The following is a 12,601-nucleotide window of genomic DNA, read 5'->3' as shown; positions in this document are numbered from 1 at the left end:
AGGGTACCCCACAGCCTATTTTTTATGGTTTCGAATGTGCAAAACTCAGCCACAGGCTAAGTCCACCCAGCCGGTTGAGCTTAGTTCTCAGCCTTCTGCTCACGCTCGGAGGTCACTGACAGGCCGTCGCTGGCAACGTCCGGGTTCACGTCCACGGTCACGGTGTCGCCGTCGTGGATAGCACCGGAGAGGATGCCGCGAGCCAGGCGGTCGCCAATCTCGCGCTGTACCAGGCGGCGCAGCGGGCGGGCACCGAATGCCGGGTCGTAGCCGGTCTTACCCAGCCACTCCAGGGCGGCGGGGGTGACGTTCAGGCTCAGGCGGCGGTCCTCCAGACGCTTAGCCATGCTCTTGATCTGCAGGCCTACGATCTGACCCAGGTTCTCAGCCGACAGCGGCTGGAACATGATGATGTCGTCCAGTCGGTTGAGGAACTCGGGGCGGAATGCTTGGTGCACAACCTCCAGCGCCTTCTCGGAGCGCTCTTCGAAGGGCAGGTCTTGGTTGACCAGGTACTGCGAACCGAGGTTCGAGGTCAGAATCAGGATGACGTTGCGGAAGTCCACGGTGCGGCCCTGGCCATCGGTCAGGCGGCCGTCATCGAGCACCTGCAGCAGGATGTCGAAGACCTCGGGATGTGCCTTTTCAACCTCGTCGAGCAGGACCACCGAGTAGGGGCGACGGCGTACAGCCTCGGTCAGCTGACCGCCCTCTTCGTGGCCAACGTATCCGGGAGGGGCGCCGACCAAGCGAGAAACAGTGTGCTTCTCAGAGTATTCACTCATGTCGATGCGTACCAGGGCACGCTCGTCATCGAACTGAAACTCAGCCAGTGCCTTAGCCAGCTCAGTCTTACCGACACCGGTCGGGCCAAGGAACAGGAAGGAACCAATCGGGCGATCCGGGTCGGAGATGCCAGCACGGGCGCGGCGGACAGCGTCAGAGACAGCTACCACTGCGTCTTCCTGACCAATCAGGCGGGCACCGATGCGCTTCTCCATTTCGAGCAGCTTCTCAGATTCGCCCTGCATCATGCGACCTGCAGGAATACCGGTCCAGGAGGAGATAACCTCAGCGATATCGTCTGCGGTGACCTCTTCGGAGACCATGGATTCGTTCTTAGCGCGGTCCTCGGCACGCTGTGCTTCCTCCAGTTCGGCTTGCTTTGCGGGAATCTCGCCGTAGAGCAGGCGGGATGCCTCAGCAAGGTTACCTTCACGCTGTGCCACCTCGGCGCGGGAGCGCAGCTCGTCAATCTCAGTCTTGAGGTCACCCACGCGGTTCAGGTTCGCCTTCTCGGCTTCCCAACGGGCGTTGAGGGAGTCAAGCTGTTCTTTCTTGTCTGCCATGTCCTTGCGCAACGCTTCCAGACGCTCCACGGATGCGGGATCGGTTTCGCCGGCAAGCGCGAGTTCCTCCATGGTGAGGCGGTCCACGGCGCGGCGCAACTGGTCGATTTCCTCCGGTGCGGAGTCAATTTCCATGCGCAGGCGGGATGCGGCCTCATCGATCAGATCAATTGCCTTGTCCGGCAGCTGACGGGAGGGAATGTAACGGTTGGACAGGGTTGCTGCTGCAACCAGTGCAGAGTCAGCAATCTGCACCTTGTGGTGTGCCTCGTAGCGTTCCTTCAGGCCACGCAGAATACCGATGGTGTCATCTACGCTGGGCTCGCCCACGTACACCTGCTGGAAGCGGCGCTCCAGGGCGGGGTCCTTCTCGATGTTCTCGCGGTACTCATCCAGGGTGGTGGCACCAATCAGGCGCAACTCGCCTCGGGCAAGCATGGGCTTGAGCATGTTGCCTGCATCCATGGAACCTTCGGATGCGCCAGCACCGACGACGGTGTGAATCTCGTCGATGAAGGTCACAATCTGACCCTCGGACTTCTTGATTTCTTCGAGGACTGCCTTCAGGCGCTCCTCGAATTCGCCGCGGTACTTTGCGCCTGCGACCATGGAGCCCAGGTCCAGGCTGATGAGGGTCTTGCCGCGCAGGGATTCGGGCACGTCGCCGGAAACCATGCGCTGTGCCAGGCCTTCCACGACGGCGGTCTTACCGACGCCGGGCTCACCAATCAGAACGGGGTTGTTCTTGGTGCGGCGGGAGAGCACCTGCACGACGCGGCGAATCTCAGAGTCACGACCGATGACCGGGTCGAGCTTGCCCGCGCGGGCAATGGCGGTCAGATCGGTGCCGTACTTTTCGAGCGCCTGGAAGGTGCCCTCGGGGTCGGGGGTGTCCACGGTGCGGTCTCCTCGGACGTTGGGGATGGTCCGCGCGATGAGCTCTGCGGTAGCGCCGAGCTTGTGCATTGCGGTTGCAGTGCTATCGGTTCCGCTGGCAATGCCGAGCAGGATCATTTCGGTAGAAACGTAGGTATCTCCGAAGCCCTGGGCGCGGGTCTGTGCCGCCTGCAGAGCAGAGAGCGCGGCACGGCTGAGGGAAGCGTTCTGCACGGAGGCACCGGATGCCTTCGGCAGCTTCTTGATTTCAGCGGATGCTGCCTCAGAGATAGCGTCCACATCCAGACCTGCAGCCTTGAGGACTGCTACGGCGACGCCTTCACGCTGGTCCATGAGGGCCTTGAGGATGTGCGCGGTTTCAATAGTGGGGTTGCCGGCGGTTTGAGCGTTAGTATTTGCCGCCGAGATGACTTCTTGACTCTTGGTGGTGAACTTGTTGTCCATGATGTTCCTTTCGTATTTCGGGGGCTTATCCTATGTGCCCCTGCATTACATAACTTGAGTCTACTACACTCAATTATTCTGCGCAATAGGTTAACCGGGGTTTTGGAGATTAAAATTTCGGCAATAACCATGGGCGCTTCGCACGAATAAAGCGGCGAAAACACAGGCTCCAGCCATAAACTCCTTCCAAAAGCCCTATTGTTATAGTGACCACATTGGGTACTTGCAAGTTCCCACAATAATCACAGACAGAAATGGGGACCCACATGAAAATACTGGTTCTAGGCGCAACCGGCCGCACCGGCTATCTCTTTACCCGCAAAGCTCTGAAGGACGGGCACACCGTCACCGCCTACGTACGCAACCCCAACAAGGCCCTAGCGCTTTTGGGGGCGCACCACAATCTCACTATCGTTCCGGGAGCCCTGGACGACGCCGAGCAGCTCGCCGTAGCATCCTCCGGGCAGGACGTGATGGTTAGCATCTTGGGCCAGAAAGCCACGGTGCGAGAATTTCTCTCCTCCACGTTCATGCAGGATCGTCTGCCTCTCATCATGGAGGCGGTGGCGGGCGCAGGCGTGAAGCACTGTGTTCTGATGAGCGCATACGGCGTGGGCGATACGGTACGGACCGCATCACTCCCCATGCGCCTAGTATGCAAGGTCATCATGCGCGGCATTTTCACCGACCGAGTTAAGGCGGATGCCCTGGTCGCCGAATATCAGCCGTATATTTCACATGCGCATCCGGGCAGGCTGACCAATAAACCCGGCAGGGGTGGGGTGAAGGTATATGACATGGCGAGTGTCGAGCGAACTGCAGGCATCCCAACGATTGCCCGTGAGGACGTCGCTGATGCACTGCTCACTATCGCCAAGAACCCCCAGAACGCAGGTACGGATTTTTTGGTGACACTTGGGGACGTTGCCCTACGCTCACCCCAGAAATAAACCGGTAGGCTTAATGGCATGACGACTACGAACATCTTTCCCGCCGCCATTCTCTTCGACCACGACGGAACCCTCGTCGATACCGAACCCGTATGGGCTGCCGCAAAGGTTGCTCTCGCTGCAGAATTTGGCGGCGCCTGGACTGCGCAGGACACCCTCGACTGCCTGGGCCTATCCATGCAGTTCACCCTGGACCGCCTACGTAAGCGCGGTGTAAACCTACCGGATGAAGAAATCAACGAGCGACTCGTCACCAAGGTGCACGATGCCCTGGCACACCAGCCGGTCGAGTTCCTGCCCGGTCTTGAGCGTTTCCTCTGGGAGGTTCGCGAGGCGCAGATTCCGGCGGCAGTCGTCACGAATGCAGCCACCTCCGTGGCTCGCCGCACCGCAAATGCGGCACCTGAGGGTACGTTCTCAGCGGTTATTGGTAATGATGAAACCACACACCCCAAGCCGGACCCGCAACCTTATCTTTTGGCGGCCGAGCGCCTGGGTGTTAATCCGACACAGTGCGTGGCTCTTGAGGATTCGCCTTCGGGTGTGCGCAGTGCGGCCGCGGCGGGTATGCGTGTCATTGTTGTGCCGGGTGAACTGGAGGTTCCAGCAGAGCTGGGCACCGTGCACCTCAAACATGAGGAACTGACCCTAGAGGCGGTGCGCGCGCTGGCGTAGCCGCTTGGTTCGCAGATTGGAAGCTCTGCAGAAAACTGAATAGGCTTCACCATAAAGGGTGGGATGCGCGATACGAGATACTGTGCATCCTACCCTTTGCGCATGCCTGGGTGGTAAGCCGTGGGGATTTGAGCAGGGGCTTTTGAGCGAGGGCTTGAGGTCGGCGCAACACACAGATGACGATTTATTACGAATTAATCAAAATAACCTTGACAGTAGTTCCTTAAAATGATTTACTCAATAATAATGATTCGGCGGGGTACAAACCCCACCGAAGCACAAGCATCACAGCATCATGAAGGAGACCATCATGGCATTCGCAAACTACACCGCACCCGGCCTGACCATTGAAGAAGGCAAGGGCATTTCCGAGGTTCTCCAGGCACGTCTGCACGACCTGAACGACCTGCACCTGCTGCTGAAGCACGCTCACTGGAACGTGACCGGCCCCGGCTTCATCGCCGTTCACGAAATGATTGACCCCCAGGTCGATACTGTCCGCGATTTTGTCGACGCCATCGCAGAGCGTATGGCAACCCTGGGCGCAACCCCCAACGGCCTGGCTGGCGCACTGGTCGCACAGCGTACCGTTGAAGACTACGCAGTTGGCCGCGCACCCGTCGCCGCTCACCTGCGCGCCCTGAACGACGTCTACACCCGCGTGATTGAAGCTCACCGCAAGGCGATTGCATTCGCAGGCGAGTCCGACCCCGTCACCGAGGATCTGCTGATTGGCCAGACCGCTGAGCTGGAGAAGTTCCAGTGGTTCATCCGCGCATTCCTGGAAAACAGCGAAGGCAGCATCTAAGTCGTAGCGTCTAAACCACAGCCTACTTATGGCGGCAAGGTATATAGGCGCCAGCTTTTAGAGTCACAAAACCGGGCGGGTGCACTCTCCTTATGGAGGGTGCACCCGCCCGGTTTTTCACATGAAATATACACCGAGTTCACTCATCGTTCCTCGTCCACGTAGTACAGCAAAGTACGTTGAGGCGAACATGTTTATCGGGTTAGGCCGTCCTAGATTTTCCGTTCAGAGTGCTCTAGAGTGGTTCACTGTTCATGACAGAGCGCACAGACTTGAAGGCGTAACGGGTTGCTAACCGGCAAACCCGACACGTACCGCATGAGTAGCGGAAAGGGAACTATGAGCACGCACGCCCAGCACGAGCACGTCGAAGAAACCGAAAAGCTTCAGCCGGAAAACGCCACCACTGAAGCTTCGCGAACCACCCGCCATAGCGCCGTCACCTCCCCCTCCCCCGCGCAGATTAAGCGTTGGCGCCGCTACCTTGCCGATGAGGAGTCGGAGGCGCGCATCTACCGCTACCTGGCTCGCCGTGCAGAGGGTACCGATCGCGAAATCCTTCTGCAGGTTGCTAAGGCAGAGAAGCGTCACCAGCAACATTGGCGTGACATGCTCGGTGAGCACGCAAATGTGCACGTGCGCCCGTCCATTCAGTCTCTGGTATTGCAGTTCCTGGCAAAGAACTTTGGTTCGGTGTTTATTCTGGCGATGGCTCAGCGCGCCGAGTCCCGATCCCCCTACGCTGAGGACCCAGACGCTACCGAGGAAATGGCGGCTGACGAGGCGATTCACGAGGAGATTATTCGCGCCCTGGCGACTAACGGTCGCGAGAAGCTTTCGGGTAATTTCCGTGCGGCGGTTTTTGGCGCTAATGACGGTTTGGTGTCGAATCTGGCGCTGATTATGGGTATTACTGCCTCGGGCGCATCCAGCTCAATGGTTCTGCTCTCGGGTATCGCGGGCCTGCTGGCGGGTGCACTGTCCATGGCGGCGGGTGAGTTCGTGTCAGTGCGTTCTCAGCGTGAGCTACTGGATGCATCCCAGCCAACCCAGGTGACCCTGCGTGTTGCACACGATTTGGATTTGGATTCGAACGAGCTGGAGCTTATTTACCGTGCCCGCGGTATGGAGCCGGAGGCGGCGCATCACCGCGCGATGGAGCGTTTCGGATACCTGGATTGTGATTGCGACCCGTCACTGTCTCATCGCGAGGATGAGGATCGTGAGGAGAACGTGGCTTTGGGCACCGATATTGGTGCCGCCGCTGCGTCATTTGCGTTCTTCGCTTCGGGTGCGTTGATCCCGATTCTGCCCTATATTTTCGGTTTCTCGGGTGTGTTCGCGATGGTGCTGTCTCTGCTGTTTGTGGGTGCGGCTCTGGGCTTCACCGGCGGCGTGGTGGGTCTGCTGTCAGGTGCTTCCCCGCTCAAGCGCGGTATCCGTCAGATTCTAATTGGTTTCGGCGCGGCGTTTGTCACCTACCTGCTGGGTTTGGCATTTGGTACAACGGTTGCCTAGTCGCAACTCCCCCAATAAGCTTTCAACAAGTGTATATAGCCGCTCATGCATGTGTTGCATTCCCCTGCAAATGCCACAGCCTAAGCGCAAAGAAACCCCGGCGCACCCCCTGCACCTCCAGTATTTTTCGGCGCGCTGTCCCTGTTTAGTTCACTGTTAAAGCACAGATGCCGGTAGCCTCACGGGCTACCGGCATCTGCCGCATTATTTATGCTGTTTACTTCGCTGCGAAGATTTCGCGCATCAGGTTTGCAGCCTCGGAGGGGGTCTTACCGACCTTCACGCCTGCTGCTTCCAGAGCTTCCTTCTTCGCCTGAGCGGTACCGGAGGAACCGGAGACAATAGCGCCTGCGTGGCCCATGGTCTTACCCTCAGGAGCAGTGAAGCCTGCAATGTAACCGACGACGGGCTTGGTCACGTTTGCCTTGATGTACTCAGCAGCACGCTCCTCGGCGTCACCACCGATCTCACCAATCATGACGATTGCTTCGGTCTCGGGGTCAGCTTCGAAAGCTTCCAGAGCGTCGATGTGGGTGGTGCCGATGATGGGGTCGCCACCAATACCGATAGCGGTGGTGAAACCAATGTCGGACAGTTCGTACATCAGCTGGTAGGTCAGGGTACCGGACTTGGAGACCAGACCAATCTTACCCTTGCCGGTGATGTTCGCCGGGATAATACCGACCAGGCACTCCTCGGGGGAGATGATGCCGGGGCAGTTGGGGCCGATGATGCGGGTAATCTGCTTGCCGTTCTCGTCCACGGATGCCTTAGCAGCTGCCCAGAACTCTGCGGAGTCCTGAACCGGGACGCCCTCGGTGATAACGACGACGAGGCCGATCTTAGCTTCGATAGCCTCGAGAACTGCTGCCTTGGTGAAGGCCGGGGGAACGAAGACGATGGAGACGTTCGCGCCAGTCTTCTCCATAGCCTCAGCTACGGAACCGTACACGTTCAGCTCAATGTCGGAGCCGTCCTTCGCCTTATGGGTGACGGTGGTGCCAGCCTTGCGAGCGTTCACGCCGCCCACAATGTTGGTGCCCGCTGCGAGCATGCGTGCGGTGTGCTTGGTACCCTCGCCACCGGTGATGCCCTGAACGATGACCTTGGAGTCCTTGTTCACAAAGATAGACATATTACTTCCTTGAAATCCTTTGCTGGCGATTACGCCTTGTGAGCGAGCTCTGCTGCCTTGTCAGCGCCGGAGTCCATGGTCTCAGCCAGAACAACCAGCGGGTGGTTCGCCTCGGAGAGGATGCGGCGACCCTCAGCAACATTGTTGCCGTCCAGGCGTACAACCAGAGGCTTGGTTGCTGCATCGCCCAGAATCTCCAGAGCCTTCACAATGCCGTCTGCCACTGCGTCACATGCGGTGATGCCGCCGAAGACGTTCACGAAAACGCTCTTGACCTGCTCGTCACCCAGAATGATTTCCAGGCCAGCAGCCATAACCTCAGCGGACGCGCCGCCACCAATATCAAGGAAGTTCGCGGGCTTGACATTGCCGTGGTTCTCGCCAGCGTAGGCAACGACGTCCAGGGTGGACATAACCAGACCTGCACCGTTACCAACGATGCCGACCTCGCCGTCCAGCTTCACGTAGTTCAGGTCGAACTGCTTTGCCTTAGCTTCCAGCGGGTTCTCAGCGGACTTGTCCACGAGAGCCTCGTGCTCGGGCTGACGGAATTCTGCGTTGTCGTCCAGGGAGACCTTGCCGTCCAGGGCGAGGATGGTGCCCTCGGGGGTCAGAACGAGGGGGTTAACCTCAACCAGGGTTGCGTCTTCCTTGGTGTAGACTTCGCCCAGCTTGACGAGAACGGGAACAACCTTCTCCTGCAGTTCTGCGGAGAAACCTGCTGCCTTAGCAATTTCCTCAGCCTTAGCCTGGTCCAGGCCGACCAGCGGGTCAACCTCGATCTTTGCCAGCGCCTCGGGGCGCTCAGCAGCAAGCTGCTCAATTTCCATACCGCCTTCTACCGAGCACATTGCCAGGTAGGAGCGGTTTGCACGGTCCAGCAGGAGGGAGAAGTAGTATTCTTCGGCGATGTCTGCGCCGTCAGCGACCAGCACGCGGTGAACGGTGTGGCCCTTGATGTCCATGCCGAGAATTGCCTTAGCGTGCTGGTAAGCTTCTTCGGGGGACTTTGCGAGCTTAACGCCGCCAGCCTTACCACGGCCGCCGGTCTTAACCTGAGCCTTAATAACGGTCAGGCCGCCAATTTCCTCAGCTGCTGCCTTTGCTTCTTCAGGGGTGGTCGCAACAATGCCCTTGAGCACGGGTACACCGTGCTTTGCGAAGAGCTCGCGCGCCTGGTATTCGAAAAGGTCCACAGGTGTCCTTCTTCTTCGAAGTGGTGCCGAGCACTGGTGCACTCGGCCTGGTCTCATTAGAGGAGGATCCCCCGTGTAGTCGGTACGGGGCTATAGGGGTCTCTCGCACCCGGCGCACACGCATCATTGACGCGGGGAATTTCTCTCGTCTCTACTCTATCGGATTCGGCGTGAGCTCGCACTCACAGAGCCCCAAATCTGAGATTTTAGCGACTCAGCTCACAAATATTTTGGGTACATTTCACCCAAAGGCTGCGTACCGGGTAGCTAACCCAAACTAACGCTCCCCCATCTGCCGCGAAATGCCAGCGAAAATGCGGCGTTTACCGCCCTACTCTGCAAAGCCCCGGCCACCTTCTCAGCAGGCGAACAACACGCCCGGCACAGCACACAAAAGAGGGGCGGGCACCCTCAGGTGCCCTCCCCTCCATCGGCAATGTCAGGTTCTCACCCCTGACGTATTAGCTCACCTTCTCCAGCGGCGCGTAACGCAGCAGCAGGCGCTTCTCTTCCGAGCCGAAGCGAACCTTAGCCACGGTCTTATCGCCGCTACCCTCAACGGCGAGCACGCGGCCCTCACCGAACTTGGTGTGTCGCACGGTATCGCCGACCGCCAGAGTCGGGATTTCCTTGCTCTGGTGCACGCGGGAACGGTTCGTCACCTTCGAGGAGGCAGCCGCCGCCAGCCCGTAGCTTGCCGAGCCGTTAATATCCGCGGTGGACGGCTCAGAACGGCCTGCGGGGCGAGAATCGTAGGGGTCGTAGGAGCCACGCGAACTACCGGAGCTGTAACCACCGGAACCGTAGCCGGAACGAGAACCACCCGAATAGCCGCCACCATACGAGCTACCGTAGGAGCTGCCGCCGTAGGAACCGCCACCGCGAGCGCCATACGCGCCCATACCGGAGGCACCAAAGCCCGAGAAACCGGCGGTACGCTTCCATTCGATGAGCTCCTCCGGAATTTCCTCCAGGAAGGGTGAAGGCGGGTTGAACTGGCTCTTACCCCACATGGTGCGGGTCTCAGAGCGGGTCAGGTACAGGCGCTCCATGGCGCGGGTCAGACCCACGTACGCCAGGCGGCGCTCCTCGCTCATTTCCTTCTCATCGGTCAGGGCACGCTGATGCGGGAACAGGCCGTGCTCCATTCCGGTCAGGAACACCACCGGGAACTCCAGACCCTTGGCGGTGTGCAGGGTCATGAGGGTGACCATACCCTGTGCCTTCGCCTCGGCGGCTTCGGCGGCAATCTGTGCGGCGGAGGCGTTCTCACCCTCCGCACTGGCGGGGCGGTTCGGGATTGAGTCGGCATCGGCGACCAGAGCCACGTGTTCGAGGAACTGCTCCAGGTCGGCGCCGGGGTTCTCGGTCTCAAACTCGACCATGGCTTCAAGCAGCTCGGAAAGGTTTTCCACGCGCGATTCGTCCTGAATGTCCTTGGAAGCGCGCAGAGCCGCCAGGTATCCGGTCTGTTCCAGGACCGCTTCCAGGCAGGTTGCGGCGGGTTCGGTGCGGGCAATCTGCGCCAGGTCGTCCATGAGGCGCACGAACTCGGCGTACTTCTTAATCGCGGCGGGGCCAAGGCCGGGGATTTCGGCTGCCTGGTGTGCGGCGGTGTAGAAGGAGATGCGGTTTGCACTCGCGTACTCCGCCACGACGGACTCAGATTTGGCACCGATACCGCGCTTGGGCTCGTTCAGGATGCGGCGCACGTTCACGTCGTCATCGGGGTTGCTCAGGGCGCGCAGGTACGCCAGAGCGTCCTTGATTTCCTTACGCTCGTAGAATCGGGTACCACCGACCACGCGGTAGGGCAGGCCGGCACGCATGAGCATGTCCTCAAGGGTTCGGGACTGCGCATTGGTGCGGTAAAAGATAGCGACGTCACCTGGCTGCACGCCGTGCTCATCGGCAAGGCGATCAATTTCGCGGGTGATGTAGCGTGCCTCGGCGTGCTCGGATTCAGCGACGTAACCGATGATTTTCGTGCCCGCACCGGAGGCGGTCCACAGCTTCTTGGGGCGACGGTCGGGGTTGCGTTCAATGACCGCGTTCGCCGCGGAGAGGATGTTCTGCGTGGAACGGTAGTTCTGTTCCAGCAGAATCGTGTGGGCGTTCGGGTAGTCCTTCTCAAAGTCCGTGATATTGCGGATATCCGCACCACGGAAGGCGTAGATGGACTGGTCGGAGTCACCCACCACGGTCAGCTCGGCAGGGGGCACGGCGTCCGGGTAGGGGCCGCGGTCAGCCGGTGCCTTCGCATGGGCGCCAACCAGTTCACGCACCAGCTGGTACTGGGCGTGGTTGGTGTCCTGGTACTCATCTACGAGGACGTGGCGGAACTTGCGGCGATAGTAGTTCGCGATTTCGGGGAACTTCTTGAGCAAAAAGACGGTGCGGCCAATCAGGTCGTCAAAGTCGAGGGAATTGGCGGCACGCAGACGTTGCGTGTAGACGGTATAAATCTGCGAGATAGTCTTCTCGTATGGGTTATCGCTAGCCACGCGGGAGGCATACACTTCGGCGCTGACCAGCTCGTTCTTCAGCGCGGAGATGCGGTTGCCCACGGCCTTGGCGGTGAACTTCTTGGTGTCCAGGTTGAGCTCTTTAATGATCAGGCTCAGCAGGCGCTGCGAGTCGGTCGAATCGTAGATGGTGAAGGTGGACTTCAGACCCAGGGCGGCGGCCTCACGGCGCAGCACGCGCACGCAGAAGCTGTGGAAAGTAGAAATCCACATGTGCTTGGCGCGCGGGCCGACCAGCGCCTCAATACGTTCACGCATTTCGGCGGCAGCCTTGTTGGTGAATGTGATAGCGAGGATCTGGCCGGGGGTCGCGCGGTGGGTTGCGAGCAGGTAAGCGATGCGGTGGGTGAGCACGCGGGTCTTGCCGGAGCCGGCGCCCGCGACGATGAGCAGGGGCGACCCAGAGTGCAACACGGCTTCTTCCTGCCGTTCATTGAGCCCGGCGGTGAGGGAGGCGGGATCCACAGCGTTGAGGCTGTGGGTGCGTTCGTTATAGGGGTCAGCGGGGTCGAAGTCCTCGCCGTAGCCGCCGACACGGTAGGCGGGCGGCATGAAGTCACCGAGCGGATCTGCGGCGGTGAAGGCTGCGGGTGCGACGGGTACGTCCTGGGCGTGTGCCTCCATCATCGGAGCATCCATGGCAGGGGCGTGGTAGTCATCCTCGGCAGGAGGTACATCGTAGTAGGGGTCGAAGGGCGGCTCATCATCCACTACCGGTGCTGCGGGGGTGACAAGTTCGGCGGCGAACAGGCCATCCTGTTCGGTGAAGGGCTGCTTCTGCTGTTCGGGCTTGTCGCTCATCATCTACCTCGCTGCCTAGAATACACGTTCGATATTCCATGCTACCGCATTTACTCCGCAGCTCCCACCCGTTCAGTCACCCGCCACTCCATCATTCGAGCAGAAACAGAGAAACCGCCCGCGCCTGCTAATGCAAGCGACGGGCGGTTTTCTCGTACCGGTGTGACTACCGGTTCTGTGTGCCCCCGAGACGATTCGAACGTCCGACACCTTCTTTAGGAGAGAAGTGCTCTATCCCCTGAGCTACGAGGGCGTACCTATCCAGTATAAAGCACCCCGCACCGCGAGTCCGCATAGCCCGCC

8 protein-coding genes and 1 tRNA gene are annotated in these 12,601 nt (G+C 59.7%); 4 read left to right on the top strand and 5 right to left on the bottom strand.

The genetic code is table 11. From position 1 onward, the window contains the following. Positions 1 to 80: 80 nt before the first annotated feature. Positions 81 to 2,690 (bottom strand): ATP-dependent chaperone ClpB, encoded by a 2,610-nt coding sequence (gene clpB / locus QFX07_RS01150; protein WP_279740920.1) that lies wholly within the window; start codon positions 2,688 to 2,690, stop codon positions 81 to 83. A gap of 266 nt (positions 2,691 to 2,956) precedes the next feature. Here clpB and QFX07_RS01145 point away from each other — a divergent pair, with 266 nt between their 5' ends. The 4 genes from QFX07_RS01145 to QFX07_RS01130 all read left to right on the top strand — a co-directional run bounded on the left by QFX07_RS01145 (position 2,957) and on the right by QFX07_RS01130 (position 6,641). Further along, the gene (locus QFX07_RS01145; RefSeq protein ID WP_279740922.1) at positions 2,957 to 3,640 is read left to right on the top strand and encodes an NAD(P)-dependent oxidoreductase; all 684 of its coding nucleotides are present in this window, start codon (positions 2,957 to 2,959) and stop codon (positions 3,638 to 3,640) included. Between the two features lie 18 nt (positions 3,641 to 3,658). After that, positions 3,659 to 4,315: an HAD family hydrolase gene (locus tag QFX07_RS01140; RefSeq protein WP_279740924.1), complete on the top strand. Its 657-nt coding sequence runs from the start codon at positions 3,659 to 3,661 to the stop codon at positions 4,313 to 4,315. 310 nt (positions 4,316 to 4,625) lie between these two features. Beyond that, the gene (locus tag QFX07_RS01135; RefSeq protein WP_279740927.1) at positions 4,626 to 5,123 is read left to right on the top strand and encodes a Dps family protein; all 498 of its coding nucleotides are present in this window, start codon (positions 4,626 to 4,628) and stop codon (positions 5,121 to 5,123) included. 339 nt (positions 5,124 to 5,462) lie between these two features. Further along, positions 5,463 to 6,641: a VIT1/CCC1 transporter family protein gene (locus QFX07_RS01130; RefSeq protein ID WP_279740930.1), complete on the top strand. Its 1,179-nt coding sequence runs from the start codon at positions 5,463 to 5,465 to the stop codon at positions 6,639 to 6,641. A 217-nt stretch (positions 6,642 to 6,858) separates the two neighbouring features. On the opposite strand, the gene sucD is transcribed toward QFX07_RS01130, so the two are convergent. The 4 genes from sucD to QFX07_RS01110 all read right to left on the bottom strand — a co-directional run bounded on the left by sucD (position 6,859) and on the right by QFX07_RS01110 (position 12,551). Then, positions 6,859 to 7,776, bottom strand: a complete 918-nt coding sequence (sucD, locus tag QFX07_RS01125) for a succinate--CoA ligase subunit alpha (protein ID WP_005508195.1) — start codon at positions 7,774 to 7,776, stop codon at positions 6,859 to 6,861. 29 nt (positions 7,777 to 7,805) lie between these two features. Continuing rightward, positions 7,806 to 8,972 carry an ADP-forming succinate--CoA ligase subunit beta gene (gene sucC / locus QFX07_RS01120; RefSeq protein ID WP_279754747.1) on the bottom strand — a complete coding sequence of 389 codons (1,167 nt, stop codon included), beginning with the start codon at positions 8,970 to 8,972 and terminating at the stop codon, positions 7,806 to 7,808. 461 nt (positions 8,973 to 9,433) lie between these two features. Continuing rightward, complete coding sequence (locus tag QFX07_RS01115) at positions 9,434 to 12,301, bottom strand: UvrD-helicase domain-containing protein (protein WP_279754746.1); 2,868 nt, start codon at positions 12,299 to 12,301, stop codon at positions 9,434 to 9,436. 177 nt (positions 12,302 to 12,478) lie between these two features. After that, a tRNA-Arg gene (locus tag QFX07_RS01110) sits at positions 12,479 to 12,551 on the bottom strand. Between the last annotated feature and the right edge of the window lie 50 nt (positions 12,552 to 12,601).

This window comes from Rothia similimucilaginosa, from assembly GCF_029850985.2.
In the GTDB taxonomy this organism is placed as follows: domain Bacteria; phylum Actinomycetota; class Actinomycetes; order Actinomycetales; family Micrococcaceae; genus Rothia.
Note: the sequence above shows the minus strand (reverse complement) of the source record. Positions and strands in the feature narration are given on the sequence as shown.